The sequence below is a fragment of the Nocardiopsis sp. iso_238 genome (assembly GCF_056173325.1).
Window position 1 is genome coordinate 3,373,357 of the sequence record NZ_CM149668.1, and the last position, 14,647, is coordinate 3,388,003.

Consider the following 14,647-nt stretch of genomic DNA (forward strand, 5'->3'; position numbering starts at 1 on the left):
GGTCAGATCTCCTTGACGTGCTCGAACGGTTCGAGGCAGGACCGGCAGCGGTGCAACGACCTGCACGAGGTCGCGCCGAACCGGGACAGTTCCTCGGTGTCGGCCGCACCGCACAGCGGGCAGCTCGGGACGGTGCGGGTGGACATCAGGGTGAGCGGGACGGGTCCCGCCGGACGCCTGGGCGCCCCGCCGGGGGGCGAGATGCCGTGCTCGGTGAGTTTGCGCCTGCCCTCGTCGGTGATCCAGTCGGTGGTCCAGGCCGGGGAGAGCGCGGTACGCACCTCCACCTGGTCGAACCCGGCGGCGCGGACGGCGCGGTCCACGTCCACGCGCATCTCCGTCAGAGCGGGGCACCCCGAGTAGGTGGGGGTGATCCACACGGCGGCGGTGCCGTCCTCCTGGATGGCGACCTCGCGCAGGATGCCGAGGTCAGAGAGGGTGAGCATGGGGAGTTCGGGGTCGGTGACCGAGGCGGCCGCCTCCCACAGGCGCTGTCGGGTGCCTACCATGTCGCCTCCGGGTGCTCCCGGGCCACGCGCTGGAGCTCCTCCAGCAGCGGGGCGAGGTGTTCGGTGTGCTCGCCGTCGCGTCCGGCCACTCCCTGACGGGGGAAGGGTTCGGGGGCGGGCAGGGTGGCGGCGGTCAGGACCTGGGTGAGGACCCCGTGGACCTCGTCGCGCACGGCGGCCGGGTCCACGGCCACGCCCTGGGTGGTCAACGCCGCTTCGAGGGGGTGGGTGGCGAACAGTTCGCCGGTGAGCGGCCACACGTCGGACACGGCGGTGCGCAGGCGTTCGTGGGAGTACGGGGTGCCATCTCCCAGGCGCAGGGCCCACGCCACGGCGTACTCGCGGTGGTAGGCCAGCTCGTTGACGCCCTTGGCGGCGATGGCGGCCAGTACCGGGTCGGCGCTGTCAGCGAGCCGGGTGAACACGGCCAGCCGCCAGGAGGAGAGGACGAGGAGTGTGGCGACGGCGCGGGCGAAGTCGCCGCGCGGGGCCTCGGTGAGGTGCACGTTGCGGAACCGCGCGGCGTCCCGGTGGTAGGCGAAGGCGTCCTCGTCGCGGCCGGTGCCGTCGGCCTGTCCGGCGCGGGCCAGCAGGAGGCGCGCCTGGCCGAGCAGGTCGAGGGCGATGTTGGCCAGCGCGACCTCCTCCTCCAGTTCGGGGGCGTCGGTCACCCACTGGACGAGGCGCTGCGACTGGATGAGGGCGTCGTCGCCGAGCATTTCGCAGTAGGCCGCCAGGTCCGCGCCGTCGACCCCGGCGGGCAGGGTGGTGTCCACGCCCGCGAGCGCCTCGGTGAAGCCGGTGCCGAAGGCCCAGCGGGCGTCGCCGTCGTGCTCCTCGGTGAGTCCGGTGAAAATGTTCTCGCCACTCATGCTTGTCCTTGAAGAGTCGTGCCGACCGTGGTCCCCCCTAGATGTGCGGGACGTCCTCGGGGATGGGGTAGAAGGTCGGGTGGCGGTAGACCTTGTCACCGCTGGGCTCGAAGTAGGGGTCCTTCTCGTCCGGGCTGGAGGCCGTGACGTCCTCCGCGAGCACCACCCAGATGCTCACCCCCTCGTTGCGGCGGGTGTAGAGGTTGCGGGCGTTGTGCAGGGCCATGGTCGCGTCGGGGGCGTGCAGCGAACCCACGTGCACGTGGTTGAGGCCGCGCTTGCCTCGGACGAAGACCTCGTAGAGGGGCCACTCGGGGCGGGCCGGGGTGGCGTCGTCGTTCCTGCTCATACCGTGGCCTCCTGCTGCTTCCTGGCGTAGGCGGTGGCGGCCTCGCGGACCCACGCGCCCTTCTCGTGCGCGGCGCGTCTGCGGGACACGCGTTCGGCGTTCTTGGGACCGTCGCCCTTGATGACCTGCTTGAGCTCGTCCCAGTCCGGGGTGCCGAAGTCGTGGTGACCGCGTTCGGCGTTCCAGACCAGTTCGGGGTCGGGCAGGGTGACGCCCAGCTTCTCGGCCTGCGGGACGGTCATGTCGACGAACCTCTGGCGCAGGTCGTCGTTGGTGTCGATCTTGATGCCCCAGGTCATGGACTGCTGCGTGTTGGGCGAGTCGGCGTCGGGCGGGCCGAACATCATCAGGGACGGCCACCACCAGCGGTCGACGGCGTCCTGCACCATGCGGCGCTGGCCCTCGGTGCCCTCCATCATGCGCATGAGGAGTTCGTAGCCCTGCCGCTGGTGGAAGGACTCCTCCTTGCAGATCCGCACCATGGCGCGGGCGTAGGGACCGAAGGAGGTGCGGCACAGCGGGACCTGGTTGCAGATGGCGGCGCCGTCCACCAGCCACCCGATGACGCCGACGTCGGCGAAGCTCAGCGAGGGGTAGTTGAAGATCGAGGAGTACTTCTGGCGGCCCTCGATGAGCCGCTCGGTGAGGTCGTTGCGGTCCACGCCGAGGGTCTCGGCGGCCGCGTACAGGTAGAGGCCGTGCCCGGCCTCGTCCTGGACCTTGGCCAGAAGGATGGCCTTGCGGCGCAGGCTGGGCGCGGAGGCGATCCAGTCACCCTCCGGCTGCATGCCGATGATCTCGGAGTGCGCGTGCTGGGAGACCTGGCGGACGAGGGTCCTGCGGTAGGCGTCGGGCATCCAGTCGCGCGGCTCGACGCGCTGGTTGGCGGCGATCCGGGCGTCGAACTCCGCCTGGAGCGCCTCGTCGGCGCCGGGGGGCGCTTCCTGGGCCGTGGTCGGCATTGATCCATCCCCATTCATAACCGAACGTTCGGTCAGTAATTAGTATCCCCGGACGCGGGGGCCGGGCGCAAGTCCCCGGACCCCCGCGATCAGCTGGGCGGGGCCCGCTACTGACCGGTGAAGGTGGGCTTCTGCTTGTTCAGGAAGGACGAGACCGCGCCGACGTGGTCGGCGGTCACCCCGAGCTGGTTCTGGAGGTCGGCCTCCTCCTCCAGCAGCTCGGGCAGGTCGCTCTGGCCGTCAGCCGCCGAGCGCACCTCGCGCTTGGCCGCCACGAACGCCGCGGTGGGCCCCGAGGCCAGCCCGACGGCGACCTCGCGGGCGCGCGCCTCCCAGTCCTCGTCGGCCACGACCTCGGTGACCAGGCCGAGTTCCAGGGCCCGCTCGGCGCCGAACACCGTACCCAGGAGCATCAGCTCCATCGCGCGCGCCTGTCCCAGCGAGCGCACCAGCCGGTGGGCCAGACCGGAGTCCGAGGCCAGGCCGATCCCGGTGAACGCGGTGCCGAACTTGGCCCTGCCGGCCGCCACGCGCACGTCACCGGCGAGGGCGAACCCCAGGCCGGCGCCCACGCAGGCGCCACCGATCCCGACCACCACCGGCACCTGGATGCTCTCCAGAGCCAGCACGATCCGGTTGTAGTGCTCGCGCACCGTGCTCAGCGCCTGGCCCGGGGTCTCCTCCAGGATCCGCGCGTGTTCCGCCAGGTCCTGGCCCAGGCAGAACGCCCGGTCCGAACCCAGGAACAGTACCGCGCGGGCGGTGGTCGACTCCGCCGCCCGGGTCACCGCCTCCAGCAGCTCCTCCTTGGCCCGCCGGGTCAGCCCCGGACGGTGCAGCCTGACGGTGGCGACCCCGTCGACCTCGACGAACTCCGCGGCCCTGTCCTCGCTCACGCCTTGTCTCCCTTGTCCCAGAGGTGGAATCCCTCGCCGCTCTTGCGGCCGAGTCTGCCCTCGGCGACCTTACGGCGCAGGAGGTCCGGGGGCGAGAACCGGTCCCCCAGTTCGCTCGCCAGGTGCTCCGCGATGGCCAGGCGCACGTCGAGTCCGACCAGGTCGGTGAGCCTGAGCGGGCCCATGGGGTGGCGGTAACCGAGTTCCATCGCGGTGTCGATGTCAGCGGGCGAGGCCACGCCCTCCTCGACCATGCGGATGGCCTCCAGGCCCAGCATCACGCCGAGGCGGCTCGTGGCGAACCCGGGAGAGTCCCGGACCACGATCTCCGTCTTCCCGAGGGCGGCGACCCAGCCGCGCGCCGTCTCCAGGACGGCGGGGTCGGTCTCGGGCGCGGTCACGATCTCCACCAGCTTGGAGGCGGGGACGGGGTTGAAGAAGTGCGTGCCCAGGAACCGGCCGGGGCGCCTGAGCGCGGCGGCCAGGTCGGTGACCGACAGCGAGCTGGTGTTGGAGGCCAGGACGGTGTCCTCGCTGACGGCGGCCTCGGCGGCGGTGAGCACCGCGATCTTCAGCGCGGGCTTCTCCGGGACGGCCTCGACGACCAGCCCGGTGTCGTCCGGGAGGTCCGAGGCGTCGGTGACGGCGCTCAGGCGGGCCAGGTAGGCGGCGGGCTCGGCGTCGATCCGACCGCGGTCACGGGCCCGGTCGAGCCCGGCGGCGACCCGCCCGAGCCCGGCCTCGGCGGCCTCGGCGGTGGCCTCGACCAGCACCACGCTCGCCCCGGCCGTGAGGAACTGCTGGACGATCCCGGCTCCCATGGTGCCGCCGCCGATGACGGCGACGGTGCCGGGGACGCCCTGCGGGGTGATCTCGCTCAACGCTTCTTCCTCTCCAGGAAACGGGTCATGCGGTCGTGCTTGTCGGCGCTCTCGAACAGGACCGCCTGCGTGAGGTCGTCGGCCAGGGGGTGCACGCCCTCGGCGTCCAGCACCAGCTTGGTCATCCGCAGCGCCGTGGCCGAGGAGGCGGCCATCCGGTCGATCACGGCGTGCGCGCGCTCGCGCAGCTCCTCGGAGGGGGCGATCTCGGCCACCAGGCCGTGGCGCAGCGCGGCGTCGGCGTCCAGGCGGAACCCGCCCAGCAGCACCTGCTTGGCCACCGAGGCGCCCACGAGCTCCTTGAGCCGCCAGCAGGCCCCCGCCCCCGCGATGATGCCCAGGCCCGGCTCGGGCTGGGCGAACACGGCGGTGGGGGTGGCGATCCGGATGTCGCAGGCGTAGGACAGTTCGGCGCCGCCGCCCAGGGCGAACCCGTCGACGGCGGCCACGGTGGGGGTTTGGAGCCGGTGCAGGCGTTCGAACAGGCGGCTGTTGATCCCGGCCAGTGCCTCCTCACGGCCGCGTTCGCGCAGTTCGGAGATGTCGGCCCCGCCCGCGAACACGGTGCCGTGGCCGGTCAGGAGCAGGGGTCGGGGGTCGGCCTCGATCCGGGCGCACACCTCGTGCAGCTCCGCGATCATCCGTCCGTTGATGGCGTTACGGGCCTCGGGGCGGTGCAGCTCGACCACCACGCGGTCCTCGCGCCAGTCGACGCGCAGGGTCTCGAAGTCCATGCTCGGGCCGTCCTCGTTCGGGGTCGGGGCGCCGCCGGTCCGTTCGGAGCCTGACGGGTGGGGGGCGGACGGGTCGGGGGCGGGGGTCACGGGCGCTCCACCAGCAGGGCGGTGCCCTGACCCACACCCACACACAGGGTGGCCAGTCCGCGCGGGGCGTCCTCGCGCTCCATGCGGTTCATCAGCGTGACCACCAGGCGGGCGCCGGAGGAGCCCAGCGGGTGACCCAGGGCGATCGCGCCGCCGTCGGCGTTCACCCGGGACTCGTCCAGGTCGAGCTGGCGCAGCACGCCGAGTGACTGGGCCGCGAAGGCCTCGTTGAGTTCGACCGCGCCCACCTCGTCGAGTGCCCATCCGGCCCGGTGCAGGACCTTGCGGGTGGCCGGGACCGGACCGAGCCCCATGACCTGCGGGTCCACCCCGGCCGAAGCGGAGGCGACGACGCGGGCGCGCGGGGTCAGGTCGTAGCGGCGCACGGCGTCGGCGCTGGCCAGGACCAGTGCGGAGGCTCCGTCCGAGAGCGAGGAGGAGTTGCCCGCGGTGACGATGCCGCCCTGACGGAAGACCGGGCGGAGCTTGGCCAGGCTCTCCATGGTGGAGCCGGGGCGCGGCCCCTCGTCCTCGGTGACCTCGTGGGTCTGGCCCTTGCGGCCGTGGACCGTGACGGGGACGATCTCGTTCCGGAACCGGCCCGCCTCGGCGGCGGCCACGGCCCGCTGGTGGCTGCGTAGGGCGAAGGCGTCGCTCTCCTCGCGGGTGATCCCCTCCAGGGCGGCGACCTCCTCGGCGGTCTCGCCCATCGACAGCGTGTAGCGCAGTTCGTCGGGGGTGGCGTCCGGGGACGTCTCGGCGTCGGCGGCGGCGAAGCGGGGGTTGGTGAAGCGCCAGCCCAGGGAGGTGTCGGCGACCTCGCCCGGCTTCGCCCAGGGGGTGCCGGGCTTGGCCATCACCCAGGGGGCGCGGGTCATGGACTCCACTCCCCCGGCGACCACGAGGTCGGCCTCGCCCGCCCGGATCGCCTGCGCGGCGGAGGCGACGGCGGTCAGTCCGCTGGCGCACAGCCGGTTGACCGTGTAGCCGGGGACCGTGGAGGGCAGCCCGGCCAGCAGGGCCGCCATCCGGGCGACGTTGCGGTTGTCCTCACCCGCCTGGTTGGCCGCGCCGAGGATGACCTCGTCCACGTCCTCTCCGGGGACCCCGGCGCGCCGGACCGCCTCGGCCACCGCCCGGGCGGCGAGGTCGTCGGGACGGACGGCCGCGAGGACGCCCCCGTACCGGCCCTGGGGGGTGCGGACCCCGTCGACCACGTAGACGTCGCTCACGAACGGCCTCCCTTGTTGGCTACGGTGGCCTGTGCCACCGTCCTGTGTGAACTCTTCAACACGTCTCCTTGACACGGCCACGCGGAGACTGAGTAAATGCATTAGTAACCGAACGTTCGGTCAGTAAGCAAGTCGGCTCCCTCCGCGGACCGACGAAGACCCACCTCAGCGCGGTTGGACCGCCGGAAAGCGTGCCGCGGCATCGTACGGCGGCCCCGCCCCTCCTCTGGGGACGAACCGTCCGAACCCGGCCCGGCGGAAACCCCGCGCACAGTACCCGGAGAGGCCCATGGCAAGCCAGGACACCACCACGCATTCGGCCGGTACTGCCCTCCAGCGGCGCCTGGGGCAGGCCCCGGAGCCCGGTTCCCTGGACGCGGCCGAGCGCATGAGTGTCGACGAGCTGCGCTCCCTCCAGTTCGAGCGCCTGCGCTGGACCCTGGAGCACGCCTACACGAACGTGCCCCTGTACCGGCGCAAGTTCGACGAGGCCGGGGTACGCCCCGAGGACCTCAGATCGCTTGAGGACATCGCCCTCTTCCCGCACACCACCAAGGCCGACCTGCGCGACAACTACCCGTTCGGGATGTTCGCGGTGCCCCAGGAACAGGTCAGCCGCATCCACGCCTCCAGCGGCACCACGGGCAAGCCCACCGTGGTCGGCTACACGCGCGAGGACATCGACACCTGGGCCACCGTGGTGGCGCGCTCGATCCGCGCCTCCGGCGGGCGCCCCGGGCACAAGGTGCACGTCTCCTACGGCTACGGCCTGTTCACCGGCGGCCTCGGCGCCCACTACGGCGCGGAGAAGCTGGGCTGCACGGTCATCCCCGCCTCCGGAGGGCAGACCGCCAAGCAGGTCCAGCTCATCCAGGACTTCCGGCCCGAGATCATCATGGTCACCCCGAGCTACATGCTGACCCTGCTGGACGAGTTCGAGCGCCAGGGCATCGACCCGCGGACGACTTCGCTCAGGGTGGGGATCTTCGGCGCCGAACCGTGGACCGAGCGGATGCGCCTGGAGATCGAGGAGCGCTTCGACATCAACGCCGTGGACATCTACGGCCTCTCCGAGGTGATGGGCCCGGGTGTGGCCAACGAGTGCGTGGAGACCAAGGACGGTCTGCACGTGTGGGAGGACCACTTCCTCCCCGAGGTGCTCGACCCCGTCACCCAGGACGTGCTGCCGGACGGCGAGAACGGTGAGCTGGTCTTCACGTCGCTGACCAAGCAGGCCATGCCGATCATCCGTTACCGCACCCGTGACCTGACCACCCTGCGCCCGGGCACGGCCCGTCCGATGCGCCGGATGGACAAGATCACCGGCCGTAGCGACGACATGATCATCCTGCGCGGAGTCAACGTCTTCCCGACCCAGATCGAGGAGATCGTGCTGGGCCTGGACGGGCTCGCCCCGCACTTCCAGCTGGTGCTCACCAAGGAGGGCCGCCTGGACCGCATGTCCGTGCGTGTGGAGGCCGCCCCGGGCTGCACCACCGACCGGCGTACCGTCCTGAGCAGGGAGATCACCGCGACGATCAAGGACCGCGTCGGCGTCAGCGTCACCGTGGACGTGGTCGACCCGGAGCAGATCGAGCGTTCGGTCGGCAAGTTCCGCCGCATCATCGACCGACGTCCGAAGGAGTAGGTCGCCGCACGGAGTCCCCGGAGCCCGGAGCCACGGGGACTCCCGCGGTGCGCGCCGCCCGACTACGAGGCGGCGGCGGAGCGGTAGTCCCGGGGACTGGTCCCCAACAGGCGCGCGAAGACCGCGGAGAACGCCGCCGGGCTGTCGTAGCCGAGGTCCGAGGCGACCCGCGCGACCGCCGCACCCCGGGCCAGCGGGGGCAGGGACCGCAGAACGCACGCCCGCTGCCGCCACCGGGCGAAGCCCATCCCGGTCTCTGCCCGGAACAGCCGGTTGACCGTGCGCTCACTCACGTGCAGCCGAGCCGCCCAACGCGCGAGCGGGTCGTGGACGCGGGGAGCCTCCAGGAACTCCTCGCACAGGACGCGCAGCCCCTCGTGGCGCGGCAGCGGCAGGTCCAGCGGCAGCGGCACCAGCCCCCGGAGTTCGTGGAGCAGGAGTTCGACCAGGGCGGCGTCCCGCCCGTGGCGGTCGTGGCGGGGGTCGACGTCCACCGCCGCCATCAGCAGCTCGCGCAGCAGCGCGGACACCTCCACCACCTGGCACCGGGCGGGGAACCACGGCACGGCGGCCGGTTCCACGTACAGGCTGCGGGTGCTCACCCCCTCCATCGTCACCTCGTGGTCGGTTCCGGCGGGCACGAGCACCGCCCGCTGCGGCGGCACGGTCCACGCGCCGTCGTCGGTCACCACCCGCATCACACCGGTGGCGCCGTACAGGAACTGCGCACGGCGGTGCCGGTGCCGGGCCAGGACGAACCCGGGCGGGTAGTCGGTGCCGATGGCCAGCACCGGACGGTCGATGTGGTCCACTTCGGAGACCGGGACGTTGCGCACGGACACCGACGCTACCCTGTCCGGTACGCGATTGTTCCTGTCCTTTCATCGAATGCGCGCCAGCGGTCCGTCTCCCTACCGTGGTGCGGGTGCTCACCTCGATCCTCGTTTTCCTGGCCCTGGGCTGCCTGACCGGAGTCACCACGGTCGTGTTCGGCTTCGGCGGCGGCTTCGTGACCGTTCCGGTCGTGTACGCCGTCACCCTGGCCCGGGCCGAACCGGGGGTGGACGCCATGGCGGTGGCCGTGGCCACCTCCACCGCCGTCATGGTGGTCAACTCCCTGGGCGCCACCTGGGCCCAGTACCGTGCCGGACGCCTGCGCCGCGCGCACCTGTGGCCCCTGGCCGCCTACATCGGGCTCGGCTCCGCCGTGGGGGCGTTGGCGGCCACGGCGGCGGGCGGCGCGGTCCAGCACGCCCTGTTCGTGGTCTACCTGGCGGTGACCATCGTCGACAGTGTGCTGCGCCGGGGCTTCCTCACCCCGTCGCCGGGAACCACGCCCCGGGTCCCGCGTCCGGGGCCGACCCGGGCGGTGGGGCTGGGCATCGGCGCCGTCACCGGGTTCCTGGGAGTGGGCGGCAGCGTCATGACCGTGCCCCTGCTGCGCCGACGCGGGCTGCCCATGGGCGAGGCCACCGCGATGGCCAACCCGCTCACGGTGCCGGTCGCGCTGGCGGGGACCCTGGTCTACGCGCTGTGGGGAACCGGCGGCGGGGGAACCGACCAGGGGCATGTGGGTTCGGTGGACCTGGTGGCCGGGGCGCTGCTGCTGGCCGGGTCCCTGCCCACCATCGCCGTGGTCCGCCGCCACGTGGGGAGGATCCCCGACCGCGCGCACGCCGTGTCGTACGTGGTCCTGCTGGCGGTGGTACTGGTCGTGTTCCTGGTGCTGTGAACGGGCCAGGGTCGGGGCTCCCGGTGGCCCCGGGCACGGGTACGGGTACGTCAGCCGCTCCCGACGGGGACGCGGGGAACCGCCCTCCCGCCCAGGTACAGGTACTCCTCCCCCGTCTCCAGCGTGTGAATCCGTACCGGCACCCAGGTGCGCCGACCCTCGGGGCGGAACGCGAACTGTCCCTCCGTGCCCCCGGCGGGCAGGAGCGGCCACTCCCCGACCGGATCGGGACCGACTCCGGGCAGCGGAGCCCGGTCGATCATCCTCAGGGTCCGCCGCTCCCCCTCGCCCAGGATCTCCAGGCGCTGGGCCGCGTTCTCGTAGGCGGCCGAGACCGGCGCCCCGTCGTCCCCGGATCCGGAAGCGGCGTCCGGTTCGGTGTCGGGAGCCAGGGGCGGCGGGACCCGCACGTCCGTGAGTTCGCGGAACACCTCCCCGTACAGCTCCTGGTAGAGGTCGCGCGTCCGGCCGCCGTTGGTCAGGAGCACCACCGCGAACCCGGCCTCGGGAAGAAGCCGCAGGAACGCCGACTGACCGACGGTGTTGCCGTCGTGGCCCAACAGCCGCCGCCCGTCCCAGCCGAAGCGGATCCAGCCCAGCCCCCAGGAGTCCCCCAGGGTGTGCGGATCGGGCAGGGTCACCTCGTGACCGCCCATCGCTCGGGCCGAGGCCTCGGAGAGCACCCGGTCCCCCTCGGCGCCGAGCCCGCCGCGCAGGTGGGCGGCGGCGAAGCGCAGGACGTCCCCGGCGTTGGCCAGGACGGTTCCGGCGGGTCCCATCGATCTGGGAATGCCCCACACCGGGGCCGTCTCGGGGTCGGACAGACCCTCCACGTGCCCGACGGCCGCCCCGTGGAGCAGGGCCTCCTCCGGAAGGGTGCAGGCGCGGGTCATGCCCAGGGGGGCGAAGAGCCGCGCTCGTACCGCCTGGTCCCAGGTGAGGCCGGTGAGCCTCTCGACGATCCGGCCCAGCAGCACGTACCCGGCGTTGCAGTAGGAGAAGGCGGCGCCCAGGGGGTGCACTAGCTCCGTGTCTCCCAGCAGGGCGACGTAACGCTCCAGTGCGTCGTCACCGCGCCCGGTGTCGGTGAAGACGTCCCCGTTGATCCCGCTCGTGTGGTTGAGCAGGTGCCGCACGGTCACCCGCCGGGTCGGGTCGGGCAGCCGGAGTTCGGGCAGCGGATCGGTCACCGGCGTGTCCGGGGTGAGCAGGCCCTCGTCCACGAGTCCCATGACCACGGTGGCGGTCAACACCTTGGTGACAGACCCGATCTGGAAGACCGATCCCGTGTCCACGGAGTGCCCGGTCGTGGCGTTGAGGACCCCGTGGGCGACCTCGACCGCCTCATCGTCCGCCGCGTCGGCTCCGGTCCGCAGGAGGCCGAGCTGGGCCCCGGGGACCCCGTGGCGTTCGCAGAGGGCGGCCAGCCGCGCACGCCAGTGCTCGGTGTCGATCGGTGTGCGCGGTCGGTCGGCCACGGGATCCTCCGGGGGTGGGGTGGGTCGGTCAGGCCTTGCGGGCCACACCGCCGTACTCGGCGACCGGGCGGAGCGTGCCCACCTCGGTCGGTCCCGGCCGCCACAGCGAGCAGGACACCACGCCCGGCTCCAGCAGTTCCAGGCCGTCGAAGAGCCCCTCGATCTCCGCCGCCGTGCGGATGGTGATCTTGGGGGTGCCCTTCTCGTTCCACGCGGCGGCCACCTGGTGGGCGCGTTCGTGGTCGATGTCGTCGGTGGGGTGCGAGACCACCAGGTAGCTGCCGGGGGCGAGCGCGTCCAGCAGCCGGTCCAGGATCGCGCGCACCTCGGCGTCGTCGGCCACGAAGTTGACCACGCCGAGCAGCAACAGGGCCACCGGCTGGTCGAGGTCCAGGGTCTTGGCGGCCGGGGCCAGGATGGAGTCCGGGTCGCGCAGGTCGGCGTCGACGTAGTCGGTCACGCCCTGGTCGGAGCCGGTGAGCAGGGCTCGGGCGTGGGTGAGCACCAGCGGGTCGTTGTCCACGTAGACCACGCGGGAGTCGGGCGCCACCGACTGCGCCACCTCGTGGGTGTTGTTGTGGGTGGGCAGACCCGTGCCCACGTCCAGGAACTGCCGGATCCCCTCCTCGCGTGCCAGGTGGGTGACGGCGCGGACGAGGAAGGCGCGGTCGGCGATCGCGTTGTCGACGATCTCGGGGAAGAACGAGCGGATCTGTTCGCCCATCTCGCGGTCGACGGGGTAGTTGTCCTTGCCGCCGAGCCAGTAGTTCCAGATCCTGGCGTTGTGGGGGACGGTGGTGTCGATCCTGGCTTCGGTGTTCTCGGGGGGCACGGGTCCTGCTCTCCACTGCCGGGCCCGGCCGGTGCCGGGCGGGGTACGGGACCAGCTAAACGGACGCCGGGCGTGCCCGGCAAGAACCTTGGGCCCTGGTTTGGCGGGAAATCGGTGTTTTGTTGTCTCCAGTACGCCCATGAGCCCTCTGATGCGGGCTCGCATCGGGTGACAGGCACCGAAAACGGTTCGTGGTCCCCTCCGCCGCCCCGATAGGTTGCGCAGCACGACCCACCGAACCGGGAGGCCCAGGTGAAGCACTCCAGCGAGGAGTTCGCCCGTATCGCCGCACGGGGCACCGTCCTGCGGTGCCAGGTCGGCTCCGTCGTCCACGGCCTGAACCTGGAGGGGCAGAACGACCGCGACGAGATGGGCATCTGCGTCGAGCCGCCCGAGTACGTCATCGGTCTGCGCGCCTTCGAGCAGTTCATCCTCCGCGACCAGGGCGAACACGTCCGCTCCGGTCCCGGCGACCTGGACCTCACCGTCTACTCCCTGCGCAAGTGGACCCGCCTGGCACTGGAGGGCAACCCCACCGTCCTGCTGCCGCTCTTCGTCCCCGAGGACGAGATCGTCACCCTCACCCCCGTCGGCCGTGACCTGCGCGCCAACGCCCACCGCTTCCTGTCCCGGCGCGCGGGCGAGCGCTTCCTCGGCTACCTGCGCGCCCAGCGCGATCGCATGGCGGGCACCCGGGGCGGCAGGCACACCAACCGTCCGGAGCTGGTCGAGAGGCACGGCTTCGACACCAAGTACGCCTACCACATGGTCCGGTTGGGCCTCCAGGGCGTGGAACTGATGGAGTCCGGCGGCATCACCCTGCCCATGCCCGAACCCGACCGGAGCTGGCTGCTGGGACTGCGCCGGGGCGAGCACACCCGTGACGAGGCCCTGGAACGGGCCGGGGAGCTGGAGAGCCGCCTGGAGGACCTGTGCCGGGCCTCCCACCTGCCCGCGGCACCCGACACGGGCTGGGCGGACCGCTGGCTGGTCCGGACCTACCAGCGGTTCTGGAACGAGAGCTGAACCACGCTGGTCAGAGCGGCCACCCGACGCGGCGTCCCCGCGACGGAGAGATAGGGTGATGCACCGAAGAGGTAACATGCCGCGCCCGAGACTCCGGGTGTCCCGGTGTGCCGGGCGCCGGGGAAACGGCCACGGTGCCCGGGGGACGACACAGTGAAGGAAACACCATGATCGGAACGATCGCGTTCGTGCTCATGATCGTCAGCCTGTCCATGATGATCATCTCCGGTCTCATCGCGACCCTCGTGAAGACGCGCTAGGGCCGGACGTCCCAGCACCGGGTTGACGGGTGCGCCGTACGGGCGCCCGTCACCCGCCCTCCGCCGACGGCGCGGGGAAGGGGGGATGCCAACGGAGCCGCCGCGTGGCAGGGTGAAGGCGGCCCGTTCCCGGGGCCGCACCCCCGCTCACGAAGGACCCCCATGCTCACCCTCCCCACCGCCGCCGTGGCGCTCCCCCGACGTTCCGGGCCGGTCCTGGCGGCCCTCCTCCTCACCGGTTCGCTCCTGTCCGCGCTCTCGCCCGCCGCCCCTGCCGCCGCCGAGGAGAACCCGTCGGCGTCGCGCGCCGCGTGGATGGCCCCGATCCCCGACGGCACCAACCTGGCGGCGCTGTCCGTCCCCGGCACCCACGACACCGGGGCCTGGACCGGCTCCGTGTTCTCGCGCACGCAGGACCTGACCCTCTCCGAGCAGCTCGGTTCCGGGGTGCGCTTCCTCGACGTGCGCACCCGCCACTACCGGGACGCCTTCCCCATCCACCACGGTGTCGAGTACCTGAACCTCAACTTCACCGACGTGGTCACCGACGTCGGCGCCTTCCTCGACGCGAACCCCTCCGAGACCGTGCTCATGCGGATGAAGAAGGAGCACACCGAGGAGGAGAACACCCGGAGCTACGAGGAGACGCTGAACCACTACATCGAGGAGAACCCGGACACCCGGGACGTCCTGACCGAACGCCTGTGGGTGCCGGAGCAGGGCGCGGACCGCGTCCCCGACCTCGGTGAGGTCCGGGGCCGCATCGTCATCGTGCAGGACTTCTCCGCGTCCCGGGACTACGGCGTGCACTGGAACGGCTCCTCCCTGGACATCCAGGACGACTACCGGGTGCCCACGCTCTTCGACGTCCCCGCCAAGTGGGAGAAGGCCCGCGACCACTTCGAGCGGACCGCCGCGGGCGCCGACGACGTCCTGTTCGTCAACCACCTCAGCGGCAGCGGCGCCCCCTGGGCCAACCCGCGTGAGGTCGCGTGGGGCGCGTTGGGCATCCGGGGCGTGAACCCCCGCGCGGTGGACCACCTGCGTCCGGTGGCGGCTCCCCGCACGGGTGTGGTGGTCATGGACTTCCCCAGCCAGGAACTGACCGACCTGGTCATCGCGCACAACCCGGGCTGAGCCGTTCGC

15 protein-coding genes are annotated in these 14,647 nt (G+C 72.1%); 4 read left to right on the forward strand and 11 right to left on the reverse strand.

Features of this window, described 5'->3' with window-relative positions; translation table 11 throughout:
* Window positions 1-2: 2 nt before the first annotated feature.
* From paaD to AC0VYL_RS15185, 8 genes are all read right to left on the reverse strand, one after another.
* The gene (paaD, locus tag AC0VYL_RS15150) at window positions 3-509 is read right to left on the reverse strand and encodes a 1,2-phenylacetyl-CoA epoxidase subunit PaaD (protein ID WP_475480525.1); all 507 of its coding nucleotides are present in this window, start codon (window positions 507-509) and stop codon (window positions 3-5) included.
* Entirely contained in the window at window positions 503-1,381 is an 879-nt protein-coding gene (paaC, locus tag AC0VYL_RS15155) for a 1,2-phenylacetyl-CoA epoxidase subunit PaaC (RefSeq protein WP_475480526.1), read from the reverse strand. The genes paaD and paaC overlap by 7 nt, the downstream gene beginning before the upstream one ends.
* Before the next feature lie 37 nt (window positions 1,382-1,418).
* Window positions 1,419-1,730, reverse strand: coding sequence for a 1,2-phenylacetyl-CoA epoxidase subunit PaaB (paaB, locus tag AC0VYL_RS15160; RefSeq protein ID WP_049568999.1), 312 nt, complete (start codon window positions 1,728-1,730; stop codon window positions 1,419-1,421).
* On the reverse strand, window positions 1,727-2,692 hold the full coding sequence (gene paaA / locus AC0VYL_RS15165) for a 1,2-phenylacetyl-CoA epoxidase subunit PaaA (RefSeq protein WP_475480527.1): 966 nt from the start codon (window positions 2,690-2,692) through the stop codon (window positions 1,727-1,729). The genes paaB and paaA overlap by 4 nt, the downstream gene beginning before the upstream one ends.
* Window positions 2,693-2,799: 107 nt before the next feature.
* Window positions 2,800-3,588, reverse strand: a complete 789-nt coding sequence (locus AC0VYL_RS15170) for an enoyl-CoA hydratase/isomerase family protein (protein ID WP_475480528.1) — start codon at window positions 3,586-3,588, stop codon at window positions 2,800-2,802.
* On the reverse strand, window positions 3,585-4,469 hold the full coding sequence (locus AC0VYL_RS15175) for a 3-hydroxyacyl-CoA dehydrogenase family protein (protein ID WP_475480529.1): 885 nt from the start codon (window positions 4,467-4,469) through the stop codon (window positions 3,585-3,587). The genes AC0VYL_RS15170 and AC0VYL_RS15175 overlap by 4 nt, the downstream gene beginning before the upstream one ends.
* Window positions 4,466-5,203, reverse strand: a complete 738-nt coding sequence (locus AC0VYL_RS15180; protein ID WP_475483521.1) for an enoyl-CoA hydratase/isomerase family protein — start codon at window positions 5,201-5,203, stop codon at window positions 4,466-4,468. Before AC0VYL_RS15180 ends, AC0VYL_RS15175 begins: the two co-directional genes overlap by 4 nt.
* 86 nt (window positions 5,204-5,289) lie before the next feature.
* Window positions 5,290-6,525, reverse strand: coding sequence for a thiolase family protein (locus AC0VYL_RS15185; protein ID WP_475480530.1), 1,236 nt, complete (start codon window positions 6,523-6,525; stop codon window positions 5,290-5,292).
* 289 nt (window positions 6,526-6,814) lie between these two features.
* Between AC0VYL_RS15185 and paaK the strand changes: the two genes are divergently transcribed.
* Window positions 6,815-8,173, forward strand: coding sequence for a phenylacetate--CoA ligase PaaK (gene paaK / locus AC0VYL_RS15190; RefSeq protein ID WP_475480531.1), 1,359 nt, complete (start codon window positions 6,815-6,817; stop codon window positions 8,171-8,173).
* Between the two features lie 62 nt (window positions 8,174-8,235).
* Here the strand turns inward: paaK and AC0VYL_RS15195 are convergent, their stop codons facing one another.
* The gene (locus AC0VYL_RS15195; RefSeq protein ID WP_475463091.1) at window positions 8,236-9,009 is read right to left on the reverse strand and encodes an AraC family transcriptional regulator; all 774 of its coding nucleotides are present in this window, start codon (window positions 9,007-9,009) and stop codon (window positions 8,236-8,238) included.
* 89 nt (window positions 9,010-9,098) lie between these two features.
* Here AC0VYL_RS15195 and AC0VYL_RS15200 point away from each other — a divergent pair, with 89 nt between their 5' ends.
* Window positions 9,099-9,905, forward strand: coding sequence for a sulfite exporter TauE/SafE family protein (locus tag AC0VYL_RS15200; RefSeq protein ID WP_475480532.1), 807 nt, complete (start codon window positions 9,099-9,101; stop codon window positions 9,903-9,905).
* A 50-nt stretch (window positions 9,906-9,955) separates the two neighbouring features.
* On the opposite strand, the gene AC0VYL_RS15205 is transcribed toward AC0VYL_RS15200, so the two are convergent.
* Both AC0VYL_RS15205 and AC0VYL_RS15210 read right to left on the reverse strand, forming a co-directional pair.
* Window positions 9,956-11,383, reverse strand: coding sequence for a serine hydrolase domain-containing protein (locus tag AC0VYL_RS15205; protein ID WP_475480533.1), 1,428 nt, complete (start codon window positions 11,381-11,383; stop codon window positions 9,956-9,958).
* Window positions 11,384-11,411: 28 nt separating this feature from the next.
* Window positions 11,412-12,215, reverse strand: a complete 804-nt coding sequence (locus AC0VYL_RS15210) for an SAM-dependent methyltransferase (protein ID WP_475480534.1) — start codon at window positions 12,213-12,215, stop codon at window positions 11,412-11,414.
* Window positions 12,216-12,467: 252 nt separating this feature from the next.
* Here AC0VYL_RS15210 and AC0VYL_RS15215 point away from each other — a divergent pair, with 252 nt between their 5' ends.
* Window positions 12,468-13,241 carry a nucleotidyltransferase domain-containing protein gene (locus AC0VYL_RS15215; protein WP_475453559.1) on the forward strand — a complete coding sequence of 258 codons (774 nt, stop codon included), beginning with the start codon at window positions 12,468-12,470 and terminating at the stop codon, window positions 13,239-13,241.
* A 422-nt stretch (window positions 13,242-13,663) separates the two neighbouring features.
* The gene (locus tag AC0VYL_RS15220; protein WP_475453561.1) at window positions 13,664-14,638 is read left to right on the forward strand and encodes a phosphatidylinositol-specific phospholipase C; all 975 of its coding nucleotides are present in this window, start codon (window positions 13,664-13,666) and stop codon (window positions 14,636-14,638) included.
* Window positions 14,639-14,647 lie beyond the last annotated feature (9 nt).

What these genes read in the sequence shown, in the direction of transcription:
- paaD (WP_475480525.1), bottom strand. Translation starts at nt 509, where the DNA reads ATGGTAGGCACCCGACAGCGCCTGTGGGAGGCGGCCGCCTCGGTCACC.
- paaC (WP_475480526.1), bottom strand. Translation starts at nt 1,381, where the DNA reads ATGAGTGGCGAGAACATTTTCACCGGACTCACCGAGGAGCACGACGGC.
- paaB (WP_049568999.1), bottom strand. Translation starts at nt 1,730, where the DNA reads ATGAGCAGGAACGACGACGCCACCCCGGCCCGCCCCGAGTGGCCCCTC.
- paaA (WP_475480527.1), bottom strand. Translation starts at nt 2,692, where the DNA reads ATGCCGACCACGGCCCAGGAAGCGCCCCCCGGCGCCGACGAGGCGCTC.
- AC0VYL_RS15180 (WP_475483521.1), bottom strand. Translation starts at nt 5,203, where the DNA reads ATGGACTTCGAGACCCTGCGCGTCGACTGGCGCGAGGACCGCGTGGTG.
- paaK (WP_475480531.1), top strand. Translation starts at nt 6,815, where the DNA reads ATGGCAAGCCAGGACACCACCACGCATTCGGCCGGTACTGCCCTCCAG.
- AC0VYL_RS15220 (WP_475453561.1), top strand. Translation starts at nt 13,664, where the DNA reads ATGCTCACCCTCCCCACCGCCGCCGTGGCGCTCCCCCGACGTTCCGGG.